Source organism: Streptomyces sp. AHA2 (assembly GCF_036857595.1).
GTDB lineage: Bacteria > Actinomycetota > Actinomycetes > Streptomycetales > Streptomycetaceae > Streptomyces.
Genome location: NZ_JAUQWJ010000008.1, coordinates 158,939 through 176,276, shown reverse-complemented (window position 1 = coordinate 176,276; position 17,338 = coordinate 158,939). Strand labels below are relative to the sequence as shown.

Below are 17,338 nucleotides of genomic sequence, written 5' to 3'. Positions count from 1 at the left end.
CTCCCCCGCCGCCGGTGACCGTCCGTCCCCGGGCCTATCCTGATCCCCAGTGGCCGTCGGCTGACGAAGGGGTCCGAAGGTGCCGTCGATGCTCGATGCCGTCGTGGTGGGTGCGGGGCCGAACGGACTGACCGCAGCCGTCGAACTGGCCCGCCGCGGTTTCTCCGTCGCCGTCTTCGAGGCCCGATCCACCGTCGGCGGCGGTTCCCGCACCGAGGAGCTCACCCTGCCGGGCTTCCGGCACGACCCGTGCGCCGCCGCGCACCCCCTCGCCGTCAACTCCCCGGCGTTCCGCGCCCTGCCGCTGGAGCGCCACGGGCTGGAGTGGCTGCACGCCGAACTGCCGATGGCGCATCCCTTCCCGGACGGCACGGCGGCCGTCCTGGCACGGTCGGTGGGGCGGACGGCCGCCTCCTTCGGGCCGCGCGACGCCGGGGCCTACCGCAGGCTCGTCGAGCCGTTCCTGCCCAAGTGGGACACGCTCGCCCGGGACTTCATGTCCCTGCCGCTGACCGCGCTGCCCCGCGACCCGGTCACCCTCGCCCGGTTCGGACTCACCGGACTGCCCCCGTCGACACTGCTGATGCGCCGCTTCCGCGACGAACCGGCCAGGGCGCTGTTCGCCGGGCTCGTCGCCCACGTCATGGCCCCCCTGGGCGGATTCGCCACGAGCGCCATCGGCCTGGTCTTCGCCCTGGCCGCGCACGCCCGCGGCTGGCCGGTCGCCCGCGGCGGCTCCCAGGCGATCTCCGACGCCCTCGCAGGTCACCTCGGGGAACTCGGCGGCAGCGTCCACACCGACTACGAGGTCAAGCGGCTCGACGACCTGCCCCCCGCCCGGGCGTACGTCTTCGACACCTCGCCGACGGCCCTGGCCCGCATCGCCGGCTTCGGAGACCACTACGCCGGCTACCGGTACGGACCCGGCGTCTTCAAGATCGACTACGCGCTCGACGGCCCGGTGCCGTGGACCGCGAAGGAGGCCCGGGTCGCCGGCACCGTGCAGATCGGCGCGAGCAGCGCCGAGATCGGCGCGGCACTGCGTGCAGCGGCGCGGCAGGGCCGGGCCCCGGACGCACCGTTCCTGATCACCGTGCAGCCGAGCGTCGCCGACCCGACCCGGGCCCCCGCGGGCAAGCACGTGTTCTGGGCGTACGGCCACGTCCCCCACGGCTGGACCGGGGACCTCACCGACGCGATCGAGCGCCAACTGGAGCGGTTCGCCCCGGGGTTCCGCGACCGCGTACTGGCCCGGGCCACCGCAGGACCACCCGAACTCGCCGCCCGCAACGCCAACTACGTCGGCGGGGACATCGCCACCGGCTCGGCCTCGGGCCTGCAGCTGCTGCTGCGTCCGAAGCTCACCGCCTTCCCGTACCACACCCCCCACCCGGCCGTGTTCATCTGCTCGTCGGCGACCCCGCCGGGGCCCGGTGTGCACGGCATGCCGGGACACAACGCGGCGAAGGCCGTCTGGAAGCGACTGAGGCAGACATGACCACCATCGCCCTGGTCCGGGGAGACATCACCCGCCGCCGCGTCGACGCCGTCGTCAACGCGGCCAACTCCTCGCTGCTGGGCGGAGGAGGGGTGGACGGCGCGATCCACCGCCGCGGCGGCCCCGCGATCCTGGAGGAGTGCCGCAGGCTGCGCGCCTCGGAGTACGGCAGGGGCCTGGCCACCGGGCAGGCCGTCGCCACGACCGCCGGCAACCTGGACGCCCGCTGGGTCGTCCACACCGTCGGACCCGTCTTCGACCCCTCCGAGGACCGCTCCGCCCTGCTCGCCTCCTGCTACCGCGAGTCCCTCCGCGTCGCCGACGAACTCGGCGCCCGCAGTGTGGCCTTCCCGGCCATCTCCACCGGGATCTACGGCTGGCCGATGGACGACGGCGCGCGCATCGCCCTCGAGACCGTGCGGGCGGCGGACACGGCCGTGGAGGAGGTCGAGTTCGTGCTGTTCGACGAGCGGGCCTACGAGGCGTTCGCCGCGCGACTGGGCTGAGGCCGAGGCCGGCCCGGCGGCTCACACGGGCTCCGGCTCGAAGTGCCGCAGCACCTGACGCCCGGGCTGGACGACGCCGTAACTGCTCTCCGGCACGGCGTTCCAGACGCCCGGGAGGTCGCCCAGCGGCTCCGAGACGACCAGCCGCGTCTCGTCGGAGATGTGGCGCAGGAACGCGAGATCGGGATGCAGGGCCCGGATGTCCTCCACCCGGCTGCTGTAGTAGAGCGAACGGGAGTCGCCGCCGCTGGAGTAGCGGAAGAACCAGATGCGCTCCCCGTCGGTCACCGCGATGGTCATCTGCAGCGGCTCCGGCACGCCGTGCTCGCGCGCGAGCCGCTCGACGAGCCCGGTCATCCGCGCCACCGCGCCCGGCGGATCGCGGTCGAGACCCAGGGTGAGCGCCAGGTGGAACATCACCTCGGAGTCCGTCGTGCCCTCCAGCGACGGGAACAGGGCCGGGTCGACGGTCATCATGAGGTCCCGGCGCAGCTCGGAGAAGCCGGTGATCGCCCCGTTGTGCATCCACATCCAGTGCTCGTGGCGGAAGGGGTGGCAGTTGGTCTGCTGCACCGCCGTCCCCGTGGAGGCGCGGACGTGGGCGAAGAACAGCGACGAGCGGACGTGGTCGGAGATCTCCCGCAGGTTGCGGTTGCTCCAGGCCGGTCCCGTGTCGCGGATGACGGCGGGCGTGCGCAGGTGCCAGGCGTACCAGCCGACGCCGAAACCGTCGCCGTTGGTGGTCTCCACTCCCATCCGGGCGTGCAGGCTCTGGTCGATCAGGGAGTGCTCCGGCCGGTAGAGGACGTCGTCGAGCAGCACGGGGGTGCCGGAATAGGCGAGCCAGCGGCACATGGTCGATACCCCCGTTCCGAGCCGCCCGGGCGGGCCGGGGCGGCTCCTCGGCTGCGGGTGCGACGGTGGCGCGCCGGGGCGGCGGCGCGTGGCCCCCAGCCAACCCCGGCCTGCGCCCGGCCGCATCGCCCGCGGCGGGTGGTTGTGCGGCGACCCGGGGCCCGCGAAGGAGACGACCGCGGTCACGCCCCGGCCGGGCGCGCGGGTTCGCCGGGCCCCGCCGGTTCGCGCGTGCGGACCCGCGCGAACGCTGAGATCCTGGGCGGGCGAGCGGTGCTCGTGATCCGCCGGACGGCAGGCAGTGGGAGTCCATGGCCGCGACCGAGGAGACCGAAACGGAGCCGGCGCCTCCGGGCGCCGACCCCCGGGGCGAGCCACTGCTGCGCACCCGGTTCGCCCTCCCGCGGCGGCCCTCCACGTTCCTGCGCCGCCCGCGCCTGGTCCGCCGCCTCGACCAGGCGCTGCGCACCCCCCTGACCGTCGTGGGCGGCTCCGCCGGATCGGGCAAGACGCTCCTGGCCGCCGACTGGGCGGCCGGCCTGCCGGAGCCCGTGGCCTGGCTCACCTGCGACCCCCTCGACCGGACGCCCGGGCTGTTCTGGGCCTACCTGCTTCAGGCGCTGCGCGGTGCCGGCCTCCAGGTGACCGGCGGACCTGCCGACGCCGGCCGCGTCGACCGCCGGACGCTGACCCGGCTGGCGGCGGAACTGGAACGCCGCGACCACCCCGCCGTCCTCGTGCTCGACGCCTTCGACGAGGCGGCCACCCCCGAGATCGCCGAGCAGCTCGAGTTCGTCCTGCACCACGCAGGGCCGGGTCTGCACCTGGTCCTCGTCGCCCGCTGCCGACCGCTGCTGCCGCTGCACCGGTACCGCACGTCCGGCGAGCTGACGGAGATCCTGGACGCCGAGCTGGCCTTCACACCGGGGGAGGCCCACGAGCTGCTGTCCCGACACGGGCTGCACCTGCCACCCCATGCCGTGCGGAGCCTCACCGAGCGGACCGGGGGCTGGGCCGCCGGGCTGCGGCTGTGCGCGCTCGCCGCCCGGCAGGGCCCGCACCCCGACGTCCACGTACAGCGGTTCGAGGCCGCCCACAGCGCGTTGGCCGACTACCTCCTGGCCGAGGTGCTGGAGCGGCAGAGCCCCGCCACCCAGGACCTGCTGCTGCGCATCAGCGTCCTGGACCGCTGCTGCCCGGAGCTGGCCGACGCGCTGACCTCGCGCACCGGGGCGGGCGCCGCTCTCGCCGCCCTCGACCGGGAGAACGCCTTCGTCCGCTACCTGGGGCAGTCCTGGTACGGCCTGCACCCGCTGTTCGCCGAGATCCTCCGCGCCCGCCTGCGGGAGCGCCACCCCGGCCTGGAACCGGAACTGCACAGCAGGGCGGCCCACTGGCTGCGGGACTCCGGGGCCCTGCGCGAGGCCCTCGCGCAGGGCGCCGCCGCGGGCGACTGGGAGTTCACCGCGGGCGCCCTGGTCGACGACCTGGCGCTCGGGCAGCTCTTCACCGGACCGCCCACGCAGGAGCTGTCCGGCCTGTTCGCGCGGATGAGCCCCGACGCCACCGGCCCGGCGCCCGACCTCGTCCGCGCGGCCCGCGAGCTGGACCGGCGCGACCTCACGCACGGCCTCGCCCGGCTGCGCCGGACCGGGCAGACCCTGGCCCGCGACGCCTCGCAACCGCCGCAGGCCCGGTTGGGCCACGCCCTGCTGGAGGCCCTCGCGGCCCGCCTGACCGGCTCGCCCGGCCGGGCGGAACAGGCCGCCGAACGGGCACGCGGCCTGCGTCCGGACGTTCCCGCCCACCTCCTCGACGACCATCCCGAACACACCGCGCTCCTCCTCACCCACCTCGGCTCCGTCCGGCTGTGGGCGGGGCGCTTCGAGGACGCCCGGTCCGCCCTGTCGGCGGTGACCGGCGGCCCCGGCGGCGCGGCGACGGCACTGCCGCGCTGGGAGGCCCTCGGCCATCTGGCGCTGATCGACCAGCTCGGCGGCTGGCCCGGCCGGGCCGAGCACAAGGCCCGGGCGGCGACCGCCCAGGCGGAGCGCCACGGCCTGCCCCGGCGCTCCGGGGCGGGGCTCGGCACCCTGGTCCTGGCCGCCGTGCACATCGACCGGGACGAACTGGACGAGGCCGAGGCGCTCCTCGACACCGCCGACCTGTACCGCCCGGCCGCGGAGGACCCGGTGACCGAGGCGGTCCGCGTCCTCGCGCGGGGGCGGCTGCGCCTGGCCACCGGGGACGCGGTGGCCGCGCTCGCGGCGGCCGAGACGGTCGTCCGGGCGGCGGTCGGCTCACCGTGGGCGCAGGACCACAGTGCCCTGCTCGCCGCCGGGGCCCACCGTGCCCTGGGCCGTCCCGACCTCGCCCGCAAGGTCGTCGAGCGCCCGGCGCACCACCGCACGGCGTGTGCCGTGGAGGCGGCGCGGGCACGCCTCGCGGAGGGCGAGCCCCAGCAGGCGCTCGCACTGGTCGGCGAGTTGCCCGAGACCGACCGGCCGGGACCCGCGGTGACGGTACGCGCCGCGCTGGTGCGCGCCGAGGCCCATCTGGCGGCCGGGGACGAGACGCCGGCCCGCCGTCTGCTCGCCGACGCCCTCCTCACCGGCCGGCGCGAGCGGCTGCGCCGGCCGTTCCGGGAGGCCGGGCCCTGGATCGGCCCCCTGCTGCGCACCGGCCGGCTGCGGGAACTGTCCGACGGCTGGCTCGTGACCGCCGCTCCGGCCGTGGACGCGAGGGGACACGGCACCGTCCGGTATCGCGCCACCGTGACCGTCCCCACGGGCCGGCCACCGGATCTTGTGGTCGAGGAGCTGAGCGCACGCGAGCGGGACGTGCTGTTCGCCCTCGCCGAGATGATGTCGACCGAGGAGGTCGCCACCGAGCTGCACGTCTCCGTGAACACCGTGAAGACCCACCTCAAGAGCATCTACCGCAAGCTGGCGGTGAGCCGCCGCGCCGACGCCGTCCGCCGCGCCCGCGATCTGCGGCTGCTGTAGGACCTCGGAAGCCGTGGTCGCCGCGGGACCGGGCGGCCGGGGAGGACGTCCGCCCGGTCAGAGGCCGGCCGTGCGGATGCGGCCGTAGCGGATCCGCACCGGCTCCGGTACGCGCGTGGCCCGGCTCACGGTTCTGCCCTGCGGTCACGGGGGAAGTCGTCCGACGGCTCCCGGCCCTGCCGGCGCAGCGCCGCCTGCACGGCACCGGCGAGGATCTTCGCGGCCACGCCCACCAGCAGCAGCCCGCCCGCCATCTGCAGCATCGTCAGCACCCGTCCGGTCTGGGAGCGGGCGACGATGTCGCCGTAGCCGACGGTGGTGAACGTGGTGAGTGTGAAGTAGAGGGAGTCCGTCTTGGTCAGCGGCTCGCTGAACGAGCCCGGCGTGGAGTGCTCCAGCAGGAAGTAGGCACCCGCGAAGAGCAGCAGGAACAGCGCCAGCGTGGTGCCCAGGGCCTCGACGGCCCTCAGCCGTGGGTGGGGCGAGTCCAGGATGGCCCGCACCTCCCACCAGAACACCGCCACGACCAGCGCCAGCCCGCAGGCGAGTACCGCGGAGGCGCCGGCGGAGGTGCGTCCGTCCAGGGGCAGCACGTAGTAGACGGTGACGAGCCCTACGGCGATGAGGACGGCCCGCGTCAGGGCGGCGGCCGACGCGCGCCGCCGCGGGCGCCGCCGGGCCTGGCCGTCCGTCCTGGCCCGGGTCGCCCCGGCTCCGGCTCCGGTCCCGTGTCCCTTGCCCAGGCCGGCACCGGTTCCGGTCCCGGTGCCGTTTCCCGGTCCGGTCCCGGGCCGGTGCACCGCAGGATCCGCCATCTCGTGTCTTCCGGTCGTGTCGTGCGTGTCGTGCGGTTGTCGCCCGCCTGCCGGTGCGTGCCCGGGCCGGTGTGCGCCCCGCCCGCCACCGGTCCCGCCGCCCCGGTCGCCGTACCAGCTCACCGCGATTCGTCCCGGCCGGGGATCACCCGCCGCGGGTGACCCGGTGCCGCGCGGCCCCGCGCGAGATTGGTCCCCGGGGCCGCTGCCGTCCGCCGACGGCCCGTGCGCGTCCGGCCCCCGAGGAGGAGTCATGACCACGACGTCGTCGCCGGGCCCGCAAACGACTCCCGGGCCGGGCGGCCGCGGGCCGGCCCACCCGGCCGACCCCGCCGACCTGCTGGCGGCGCTCGGACGCTCCTGGACCTGGATCCTCGCCTCCGCCGCCGCCACCCTCGTACCCGGCGTCCTGCTCCTGGTCTGGCCCGAGGCGACGCTGCACGTCGTGGCGGTCCTGGTCGGGCTGTACCTGCTGGCGGCCGGGACGTTCCGGTTCGTGGAGACCTTCGCCCGGCAGGAGCAGGGCCACCGCGCGGCCGGCCTGCTGCTGGCCGTGCTGTCCGTCCTGGCCGGCGTGCTGTGCCTGCGCAACCCGCTCCAGACCATCACCGCGCTGTCGCTGATCGTCGGGCTGACGTGGCTGGTGTCCGGGATGCTCACGCTGCACACCGCCCTCGCCGCGCGGGACCTGCCCCACCGCGGGCTCCTCCTGGGCGCCGCCGTGCTGGCCGTGGTCGCGGGCGTGGTCGTGCTGGCGCTGCCGGCGGAATCGGCCCGGGCGCTGACCAGGCTGCTCGGTCTGTGGCTGGTGCTGCTGGGGTTCGCCGAGGCGGGGCTCGCCCTGGCCTGGCGGGCGGCGCTGCGCAGAGCGGCCGCGGCCGTGCCGGGCGGCCGGGGCACGGGCGGCTGAGGCCGTGCGACCGGCCGCACGATCACCCTCCCCGGGTGAGGCGGCCCGGGCCGCCTCCCGCCGACGCTGGGACGGCAGGGGAGCCGCTGCGCGGCGGGCGCCCGGGACGGGAGGAGCGACGTGGACGCACCGACCTACCCGGCGTACGACGCCCTGCCGCTCAGCGCCGTCCTGCCGGTCCTGGGCGCGTGCGTCCACGTCGTCGCCCCCCCCCGCGCCGCCGGGAGGCGAGGAGAAGCGGCGCAGCAGCGTCGACGGGCTCACCCGGCCGTCCGGGATCCGCGCTCGCGGCGGCATCGCCGCCACCGTCGGAGGCCCGCCTCCGCCACCCACCCCTCCGGTCGCCGAGCGCGCCGGAACCAGCAGAAACGAGGAAACGGGATGACCGCCACACACCCCACGCACGCGCCCTCCGGGGCGAGGCGCGGCACGGCCGCCGCCGGTCTGACGATCTTCGCAGCCGTCATGCTGATGGTCGGAGGAGTCCTCGGCATCATGCGCGGCATCGCGGCGATCGCCGAGGACGAGGTGTTCCTGTCGACCCCCGGCTACGTGTTCGCGTTCGACCTGACCGGCTGGGGCTGGATCCATCTGATCCTGGGTGCGGTCGCCGTGCTGATCAGCATCGGGCTGTTCCAGGGGGCCACCTGGGCACGCGTCGCGGGCGTCGGCATAGGCGCCCTGTTCATCATCGCCAACTTCCTGTCCCTGCCGTCCTACCCGGTGTGGTCCGTGGTGATGATCGCGATCTCGGGGTTCATCGTCTGGGCCCTGTGCACCACGAAGAGGAGCGACTTCTGACGGCCGGGCGGTGAACCGGGCGGGCGCGCGGGCCCCGACGGCCCGCGCGTCCGCCCGTGCGTCCACCGCCGCGCGGCCCGCGCGTCAGTGGCGCCTGCGCACCAGCAGCAGCGCCACGTCGTCGTCGGGCTCCGGGCTCAGCGCGCCGAGCAGGCTGTCGCTGGCGCGCTGCAGGCTGGGGCCGGTGCCGCCCAGCAGACGCGTCAGGGTGCCGAGGCCGGTGTCGATCGGCTCCCCGCGGTTCTCGACCAGCCCGTCGGTGTACAGGGCGAGCAGCGCGCCCGGTGCCAGGCCGACCTCCAGCGTGCCGAAGTCCACGCCGCCCACCCCGAGCGGCACGCCCCCGGGCACGTCGAGGAGTTCGGCACGGCCGTCCGCACCGGCGAGCACCGGCGGCAGGTGCCCGGCGCTGGACAGCTCGCACACCCCGCGCTCCAGGTCGCACACGGCGTACACACACGTCGCGATCGCGTCACCGAGCGAGCCGGCGATGTCGTCGAGGTGCCGCAGCAACTCGGCCGGCGGCAGGTCCAGGCGGGCCAGCGCCCGGGTCGCCGTGCTCAGCTGCCCCATGATCGCGGCGGCCTGCACGCCCTTGCCCATGACGTCGCCGACGACCAGCCCCGTGCGCCCGGGTCCGAGCGGCAGCACGTCGTACCAGTCGCCGCCGACCTCGCTGAGGGCCGGTCGGTACCGGGCGGCGATGTCGAGGCCCTCCCGCTGCGCGGGTGTGCTCGGCAGCAGGCTGCGCTGCAGGGTCAGGGCGGTGCCGCGCTCCCTGCCGTAGAGGCGGGCGTTGTCGATGCAGATGGCGGCGCGGGCGGCGAGTTCGGAGGCGAGCAGCTGGTCACGCTCGTCGAAGGGGCGCTCGTTGACCGTGCGGTACAGCGACAGGGTGCCGAGCACCTTGCCCCGGGCCACGAGCGGCAGCGCGAGGTAGGTGTGGGCACCGGCCTCGCGCAGGGCCCGGGCCGCCCCGGTGTCGCGGGCGAGCCGGCGCAGCATCCTGTCGTCCACGTGCTCGACCAGGACCGGCCGGGCGCTGCGCACGCACTGCGTGATGACCCGGGAGGCGCCGTACGTGGCCAGCTCGCCCACGGGGTCGGCGGCGTGGATGGCGTCGGTCGGGTAGCCGGCCGCCACGGCCAGCGCCCGGAACTCGGCGGGCGCGCCGCCCGACACGGGCGTGATGGTGCCGTGGGCCACGACCGACTCCAGGACGTCCACGGCCGCGAGGTCCGCCAGGTGCGGCACGACGACACCGGCCAGTTCCCGGGCGGTCTGCTGCAGGTCGAGCGTGGTGCCGATCTTCACGCCCGCGTCGGCGATCACCGACAGGTGCTGGCGCGCCTGGGCCACCTCCGCCGCGGCCTGCTGGCGCTCGGTCACGTCCAGCACGGCCACCGCCAGACCCAGCACCCGGCCGTCGGTGTCCTCGATGCGGTGGTACGACTCGGAGTAGGCCCGGTCCTCGGTGTCCGCCGCCGTGCGGCCGACGGTCTGCTGGTCGAGCAGGGGCCTGCCGGTCTCCAGGACGTGCCGCATCCGGCCCTCGATGGCCTCCACGTCCAGGCCGGGCAGCACCTCCCGGATCCGGCGGCCCAGCACGGCGTCCTCGGGCAGACCGTTGATCCGTTCCAGGGCGGGATTGACGCCGACCCAGCGCAGGCCGTCGTCGAAGACGGCGATGCCGAGGGGCGTCTGGTTGACCAGGCTGTGCGAGAGGGCGAGATCCCGCTCCACCTGCCGTACGGTCGTGGCGTCCGTGGCCAGTCCCAGCAGGTGGGGCCGCCCCTCGCTGTCGAGGAGCCGCATCGTCCGGAACTCCACGGCGCGCTCCGTGCCGTCGCGGTGGCGCAGCGGGAAGACGCCGGCCCAGCGGTCACCCGAGCTGACCTGGGCGAACAGCTTCCTGCCGCGGGCCCGGTCGGCCGGGGCGATCAGGAGCGTGTCGGCGCGCTGCCGCAGGGCCTCGGCCGCGGTCCAGCCGAGCAGCTGCTCGATCTCCGGGCTCCACAGCGCGATGAAGCCGTCGCCGTCCAGCACCACGGCCGCGACCTTCAGCAGGTCCAGCAGCCCACCGGGCGCGGCCGTGACGGCACCGCGATCCGAGGGCGCATACCCGTTCATGCGAGCCGCTCCTTCCGGCGCGGCAAAAGGTCCGGCCAAAGATCCGTTGCGCAGGCTGTCCGATGAGGTCACATTACGTTCGCGGTGGTGACACTGTCGCGCCGAAATGACAAATTACCGACGTCCCGCGCGGGACCTCCCGAGCGGCGCGCCGACCGGCCCGACCCCCTGGACGGGGCGGGTGGACACCCGCCCGGGGCCCGGCCGCAGGAGGCCACGGAGGGGAACCACCAGGACCGAACAGAGACCGACGGGGTCATTGCTTCGTTTCTGTTGGAGTCCTAGGGTGTGCCTGCTCAGCAGTTGCTCCGTCACCGTCAGTTGTCCGCGCCCCGACGGAAACACCCCGCGTACAGGGGGAGTTGGGTCCGCCGCTGACGTGCCCTCAGTCCGTGCAGCACCCTGTCGTACCGAGGAAGGCCACGGTCATGCCGCACCCGCTCCCGTCCCCCGCCGACCGGCCCGTCGTCAGCCGGCGCCGTCTGCTCGAAGGGGGCGCCGCCGTGCTCGGCGGGCTCGCCCTGTCCGCCTCACCGTCCGCGGCGTCCGCGGCCGGCCGCAGCCCCGCCGCGGAGGGCCCGCCGGAGTGGAACGACTCCCTCGCTACCTACCGGATCGGTACCGAGCCGCCGCACGCCACGCTCATGCCGTACGCCGACCTCGACCAGGCCCTGAAGGGCGACCGCGAACGCTCGCCGTACCGGCTGAGCCTCGACGGCACCTGGAAGTTCGCCTACGCCGACCGCCCCGACGACCGTGACCCGGACTTCCACGGCACCGGCGTCGACGACTCCGGCTGGGACACCGTCCCCGTCCCCTCGGCCTGGCAACTGCACGGCTACGACGTCCCGATCTACGTCAACATCACCTACCCCTGGTGGGGCCCCAACGGCGGCGGCGAGAACGCCCAGCCGCCCGCCGCCCCCACCCGCCACAACCCCGTCGGCCAGTACCGCCGCACCTTCACCGTCCCCCGCCACTGGCGCGGCCGGCGCACCTTTCTGCACTTCGAAGGCGTCAAGTCCGCCCACTACGTGTGGATCAACGGCCAACTCGTGGGTTACCACGAGGACTCCTACACCTCCGCCGAGTACGACATCACCCGCCACCTCAAGCCGGGCACCAACCAGATCGCCGTCGAGGTCTACCGCTACTCCGACGCGGAGTGGCTGGAGGACCAGGACATGATCCGGCTGAGCGGCATCTTCCGCTCGGTCCACCTCTACTCCACGCCCCACGTCCACCTGCGCGACTTCAAGCTCGACACCCCGCTGGGCGACGGCTACACCACCGCCGAGCTGAAGGTCACCGCGCACGTGCGCGACTACGGCGGCGAGGGCGCGGGCCGCCACACCGTCGAGACCCAGCTCTACGACGGCCGCGGCCACGCCGTCTGGTCCCGCCCCCTGCACGGGACCGTCGACGTGCCGGACGGCGAGGAGGCCACCGTCCGGATGTCCCGGGCCGTCCCCGCGCCGAAGCTCTGGTCGGCCGAGCATCCGGACCTCTACACCGCCGTGCTGCGCCTGCGCGACCCGTCCGGCAAGGTGATCGAGACCCTCTCGCACCGGGTCGGCTTCCGCGAGTTCGCGCTGAAGGACGGCCTGATGCGCATCAACGGCAAGCCGGTCTCCTTCCGGGGCACCAACCGCCACGAGATGCACCCCGTCACCGGCTCGGCACTGACCCGCGCGCAGATGATCGAGGACATCACGATCATCAAGCGCCTCAACATCAACAGCGTTCGCACCTCGCACTACCCCAACAACCCGCTGTGGCTCGAACTCGCCGACGAGTACGGCCTGTACCTCGTCGGCGAGACCAACCTGGAGACGCACGGCATCCGCGACCGCTATCCCGGCAGCGGGCACCCCGAGTGGACCGAGGCGTGCGTGGTGCGGGCGCAGAACATGGTGCACCGCGACAAGAACCACGCCTCGGTGGTCATCTGGTCCCTCGGCAACGAGGCGGGCGGCGGCACCACCTTCAACGCCATGCACGACTGGATCCGCTCCTACGACCCCACCCGCGTCATCCAGTACGAGGGCGACGACCGCCCGGGCATCAGCGACATCCGCTCCGAGATGTACGACAGCCCGCAGCGGGTGGAGCAGCGCGCCGCGGACACCAGCGACACCCGGCCGTACGTGATGATCGAGTACTCCCACGGCATGGGCAACTCCAACGGCAACTTCAAGAAGTACTGGGACGTGGTCCGCCGCCACGACGTCCTCCAGGGCGGCTGGATCTGGGACTTCGCCGACCAGGCGCTGCGCTGGCCCACCCCGGCCAGGAAGCTGCTCACCGAGTCCGGCCCGGGGCGCCTGCGCGGCGAGATCATGGCCCCGGCCGGCACCTTCGACCGCGACAAGGGCGTCCGCGGCGGCACCGTCTTCCCCCGCGACCCCGCCCTCGACCTCACCGGCTCCCTCACCCTGGAAGCCTGGGTCACCCCGCACGTGACGGGTTATCACCAGCCCATCATCGCCAAGGGGGACACCCAGTACGCCCTCAAGCAGACCGACCGGACGCTGGAGTTCTTCATCTACGGCGGCGGCCAGTGGATCACCGCGAGCTGGGCCCTGCCCGACGGCTGGACCGGCCGGGAGCACCACGTCGCCGGTGTCTTCGACGCGGACGCCGGCACCCTCACCCTGTACGTCGACGGCCGGGTGCGCGGCACCCGCACCACCACCCGCCGCCCCGCCGTCAACACGGCCTCCCTGTCGCTGGCCACGGACGTCGACAATCCCACCCGGGAGTTCAGCGGCACCATCCGCCGGGCCCGCGTCCACGCCCGCGCCCTGACCGCCGCCGAGCTGGCCTCGGACACCCGGGGCCCCGACGACGAGGGCGTGCGCTTCTGGTTCGACGCCGCGACCGCCGACGTCACCGAGGAGCGCCCGCGCGGGAAGACCTTCCACGCGTACGGCGGTGACTGGGGCGACAACCCCAACGACGGCGCGTTCTCCGGTGACGGCATCGTCACCGCCGACCGCGGCCTCACCGGCAAGTCCGCCGAGGTCAAGCAGATCTACCAGGCGGTCGGCGTCACCAAGGCACGGGGCGGCCCCGGCGCCGTCACTCTCACCAACGAGTACCTGTTCACCAACCTCCGCGAGTTCGAGGGGCGTTGGAGCCTGGTCGCCGACGGCGACGTCGTGCGGCGCGGTCGGCTGACCCGTGAGCAGCTGGACGTCGCCCCGCTGAGCAGCAAGGACATCACGGTGCCGGTGCGGCTGCCGGCGGATCCCGGGCCGGGCACGGAGTACTTCCTCCACCTCTCCTTCGCCCTCAGGGAGCGCACCCCGTGGGCCGAGGCCGGGTTCGAGGTGGCCAAGCAGCAGCTCGCCCTCGACGTGGACACCCCGGCCCTGCGGCCGGCGCCGCTGCGCGGCGTGCCCGCCCTGCGGCACACCGACGGGCAGAAGACCGTCACGGTCGAGGGCAAGGGCTTCGCCCTCACCCTCGACAAGTCGACCGGCACCCTCACCTCCTACGAGGCGGGCGGTGAGCGGCTCCTCACCTCCGGGCCCGTGCCGAACTTCTGGCGGGCGCCCACCGACAACGACCGGGGCAACGGCCACCACACCCGCAACCAGGTATGGCGCGACGCCGGAGCGAAGCGGAAGGTGACGGACGTCCGGGTGCGCACCCTGGACGACCGGGCCGTCGAGATCGCCGTCACCGGCACCCTGCCCACCGGCACCGAGTCCGCGTTCGGCACGACGTACACCGTCTTCGGCAACGGCGAGATCAGGGTGGACAGCACCCTGCGCCCCGGCTCGCCGGACCTGCCCTACATCCCCGAGGTCGGCACCCTGCTGCTCCTGCCGCGCCGGTTGGACCGGCTGCACTACTACGGCCGCGGCCCCGAGGAGAACATGTGGGACCGCAACAACGCCACCGATGTGGGCCTGTACTCCGGTACCGTCCCCGGGCAGTGGTCGCCGTATCTGCGACCGCAGGAGAACGGCAACAAGACCGACGTCCGCTGGGCCGCGCTGACCGACGCGAGCGGACGGGGACTGCTGGTGTGCGGTGAACCGCTGGTGGAGGTCAACGCCTCCCATTTCACCCCCGAGGACCTCTCGGTGGGCGCCCGCCACGACTACCAGCTCACGCCCCGGGACGCGGTGGTGCTGCGGGTCAACCACCGCCAGATGGGCGTCGGCGGCGACGACAGCTGGGGCGCGCACACCCACGACGAGTTCAAGCTGTTCACCGACCGGGACTACACCTACACCTACCGGCTGCGTCCGCTGACGCGCCTGAGCGAGGCGACGGAGGTCTCACGCCGGCCGACCGCCACCGACTAGCACCTCCACCGGGCCCGGCGGCGCCGCTCAGCCGGCGGTGTCGCTGAGGCCCAGCCGCAGATGCTCGACGTGGTAGACGGCCTGGTCGAGCAGCTCGGCGACATGGTGGTCGTGCAGCGCGTACACCACCGAGCGGCCCCGGCGCTCACCGACGACCAGGCCCAGGTTGCGCAGCAGCCGCAACTGGTGCGAACACGCCGACTGCTCCATGCCGACCTCGGCCGCCAGCTCCGTCGCGGGCAGCGGCCCTTCGCGCAGCCGGGCCAGGATCAGCAGCCGTGAGGGCGTGGACAGGGCCTGGAGGGTGGTGGCGACCTTCGCGACGTTGTCCGCGTCGAGGCGTACGCGCTCGGCGGCGTCCTGCGCGGGGGTGACGGCTCCATGACCCATGACGTCATCGTACCGGTCCCGCACGAACACATGAATGAATCTTCATCTGTACCGGCCGGACGCCTGCACCCGCACGTCCATGTCGGATTCTCGCCAGCGCCGGCCCGCCCCGGTGGCCGATGCTTGAGGCATGCAGATGGCGATGCACACCGACACCGAGCGCTGCGTACGCGCCGTGCAGTCGAAGGACGCGCGCTTCGACGGCTGGTTCTTCACAGCCGTCCTGACCACCGGCATCTACTGCCGTCCCAGCTGCCCGGTGGTGCCGCCCAAGCCGGAGAACATGGTCTTCCACCCCAGCGCCGCGGCCTGCCAGCAGGCCGGCTTCCGGGCCTGCAAGCGCTGCAGGCCCGACGCCAGCCCGGGCTCACCCGAGTGGAACAGGCGCGCCGACCTCGTGGCACGCGCCATGCGGCTGATCGCCGACGGCGTCGTGGACCGCGAGGGCGTACCCGGCCTCGCCGCCCGCCTCGGCTACAGCACCCGGCAGGTCGAACGCCAGCTCCTGGCCGAACTGGGCGCCGGCCCCCTCGCGCTCGCCCGCGCCCAGCGCTCCCAGACGGCCCGGCTGCTCATCGAGACGACGACCCTGCCGATGGCGCAGATCGCCTTCGCGGCCGGCTTCTCCTCCATCCGGACGTTCAACGACACGGTCCGCGAGGTCTTCGCCCTTCCACCGAGCGAACTGCGCGCCCGCACCCCCCGGCGGCAGGGCGCGAGCACCCCGGGGGCACTGTCCCTCAGGCTGCCGTTCCGCGCCCCCCTCAACCCCGACAACCTCTTCGGCCACCTCGCCGCCACGGCCGTGCCCGGAGTGGAGGAGTGGCGTGACGGCTCCTACCGCCGCACCCTGCGCCTGCCCTACGGCCACGGGATCGCCGCCCTCACTCCCACCCCCGACCACATCGCCTGCCGCCTCACCCTCAGCGACCTGCGCGATCTCACCGTCGCCATCAGCCGCTGCCGCCGGCTGCTCGACCTGGACGCCGACCCCGTCGCCGTCGACGACCAGCTGCGCACCGACCCGGTCCTCGCACCGCTGGTCGACAAGGCACCCGGGCGGCGCGTGCCGCGGACGGTGGACGGGGCGGAGTTCGCCGTCCGGGCCGTGCTCGGCCAGCAGATCTCCACCGCCGCCGCCCGCACCCACGCCGCCCGCCTGGTCACCGCGCACGGCGAACCCGTCGACGACCCCGAGGGCGGCCTCACCCACCTCTTCCCCGACCCGCGGGCCCTGGCCGAGCTCGACCCCGAGAGGCTGGCGCTGCCCCGCACCCGCCGCACCACCCTCACCACGCTGATCCGCGCCCTGGCCGACGGCGACCCGGTCCTCGGCGTGGAGAGCGACTGGCCGCAGGCCCGCGAACGGCTCCTCGCCCTGCCCGGCTTCGGCCCCTGGACGGCCGACGTCATCGCCATGCGCGCCCTCGGCGACCCCGACGCCTTCCTCCCCACCGACCTCGGCGTCCGCCGCGCCGCCCGCGAGCTGGGCCTGCCGTCCACGCCCGCCGCGCTCACCGCCCGCGCGGCGGCCTGGCGCCCCTGGCGCGCCTACGCGGTCCAGTACCTGTGGGCGAGCGACGACCACCCGATCAACTTCCTTCCGGCATAAGGACGTTCGTTCCATGAAGCAGCACACCGTCACCGACAGCCCCTACGGAGCCCTCACCCTCGTCGCCGAGGACGGCGTTCTGTGCGGCCTGTACATGACCGACCAGCGCCACCGCCCGCCGCAGGAGAGCTTCGGCACCCGCGACGACACGCTCTTCGCGCAGGCCGAGGAGGAGCTGAAGGCCTACTTCGCCGGAGAGCTCGAGGAGTTCACCGTCGAGACGCGCCTGAACGGCACCCCGTTCCAGCGCAGGGTCTGGGACGAACTGCGCCGCATCCCCTACGGCGAGACCCGCACCTACGGGCAACTGGCCCTCGCCCTGGGCACCCCCACCGCCTCCCGCGCGGTCGGACTCGCCAACGGCCGCAACCCCATCGGCATCATCGTCCCCTGCCATCGTGTGATCGGCGCGAACGGCGGCCTGACCGGCTACGGGGGCGGCCTGGAACGCAAGCAGCGCCTGCTGGACTTCGAACGGGGAGCGGCCCTGTTCTGAC

12 protein-coding genes are annotated in these 17,338 nt (G+C 74.2%); 8 read left to right on the top strand and 4 right to left on the bottom strand.

Features of this window, described 5'->3' with window-relative positions:
• The first annotated feature begins 88 nt into the window (after positions 1–88).
• Entirely contained in the window at positions 89–1,498 is a 1,410-nt protein-coding gene (locus tag Q5694_RS18560) for a phytoene desaturase family protein (RefSeq protein ID WP_333934253.1), read from the top strand.
• Positions 1,495–2,004 carry an O-acetyl-ADP-ribose deacetylase gene (locus Q5694_RS18555; protein ID WP_333934252.1) on the top strand — a complete coding sequence of 170 codons (510 nt, stop codon included), beginning with the start codon at positions 1,495–1,497 and terminating at the stop codon, positions 2,002–2,004. Before Q5694_RS18560 ends, Q5694_RS18555 begins: the two co-directional genes overlap by 4 nt.
• A gap of 21 nt (positions 2,005–2,025) precedes the next feature.
• Here Q5694_RS18555 and Q5694_RS18550 read toward each other — a convergent pair whose 3' ends face one another.
• A complete protein-coding gene (locus Q5694_RS18550; protein ID WP_333934251.1) occupies positions 2,026–2,859 on the bottom strand; it encodes a class II glutamine amidotransferase in 834 nt (277 codons plus the stop codon).
• 311 nt (positions 2,860–3,170) lie between these two features.
• Here Q5694_RS18550 and Q5694_RS18545 point away from each other — a divergent pair, with 311 nt between their 5' ends.
• A complete protein-coding gene (locus Q5694_RS18545; RefSeq protein ID WP_333934250.1) occupies positions 3,171–5,864 on the top strand; it encodes a LuxR C-terminal-related transcriptional regulator in 2,694 nt (897 codons plus the stop codon).
• Between the two features lie 125 nt (positions 5,865–5,989).
• On the opposite strand, the gene Q5694_RS18540 is transcribed toward Q5694_RS18545, so the two are convergent.
• Entirely contained in the window at positions 5,990–6,505 is a 516-nt protein-coding gene (locus Q5694_RS18540; protein ID WP_333934417.1) for a potassium channel family protein, read from the bottom strand.
• 427 nt (positions 6,506–6,932) lie between these two features.
• Here Q5694_RS18540 and Q5694_RS18535 point away from each other — a divergent pair, with 427 nt between their 5' ends.
• Entirely contained in the window at positions 6,933–7,589 is a 657-nt protein-coding gene (locus Q5694_RS18535) for an HdeD family acid-resistance protein (RefSeq protein WP_333934248.1), read from the top strand.
• 381 nt (positions 7,590–7,970) lie between these two features.
• Positions 7,971–8,390, top strand: a complete 420-nt coding sequence (locus tag Q5694_RS18530; protein WP_333934247.1) for a DUF7144 family membrane protein — start codon at positions 7,971–7,973, stop codon at positions 8,388–8,390.
• 84 nt (positions 8,391–8,474) lie between these two features.
• Here the strand turns inward: Q5694_RS18530 and Q5694_RS18525 are convergent, their stop codons facing one another.
• Entirely contained in the window at positions 8,475–10,520 is a 2,046-nt protein-coding gene (locus tag Q5694_RS18525) for a SpoIIE family protein phosphatase (protein ID WP_333934246.1), read from the bottom strand.
• Positions 10,521–10,948: 428 nt separating this feature from the next.
• On the opposite strand from Q5694_RS18525, the gene Q5694_RS18520 reads away from it, so the two are divergent.
• Positions 10,949–14,839 carry a glycoside hydrolase family 2 TIM barrel-domain containing protein gene (locus Q5694_RS18520; RefSeq protein ID WP_333934245.1) on the top strand — a complete coding sequence of 1,297 codons (3,891 nt, stop codon included), beginning with the start codon at positions 10,949–10,951 and terminating at the stop codon, positions 14,837–14,839.
• Positions 14,840–14,866: 27 nt separating this feature from the next.
• On the opposite strand, the gene Q5694_RS18515 is transcribed toward Q5694_RS18520, so the two are convergent.
• Positions 14,867–15,229: an ArsR/SmtB family transcription factor gene (locus tag Q5694_RS18515; protein ID WP_333934244.1), complete on the bottom strand. Its 363-nt coding sequence runs from the start codon at positions 15,227–15,229 to the stop codon at positions 14,867–14,869.
• A 130-nt stretch (positions 15,230–15,359) separates the two neighbouring features.
• Between Q5694_RS18515 and Q5694_RS18510 the strand changes: the two genes are divergently transcribed.
• The gene (locus Q5694_RS18510; protein WP_333934243.1) at positions 15,360–16,841 is read left to right on the top strand and encodes an AlkA N-terminal domain-containing protein; all 1,482 of its coding nucleotides are present in this window, start codon (positions 15,360–15,362) and stop codon (positions 16,839–16,841) included.
• 13 nt (positions 16,842–16,854) lie between these two features.
• Positions 16,855–17,337 carry a methylated-DNA--[protein]-cysteine S-methyltransferase gene (locus tag Q5694_RS18505; protein ID WP_333934242.1) on the top strand — a complete coding sequence of 161 codons (483 nt, stop codon included), beginning with the start codon at positions 16,855–16,857 and terminating at the stop codon, positions 17,335–17,337.
• The last annotated feature ends 1 nt before the right edge of the window (position 17,338 follow it).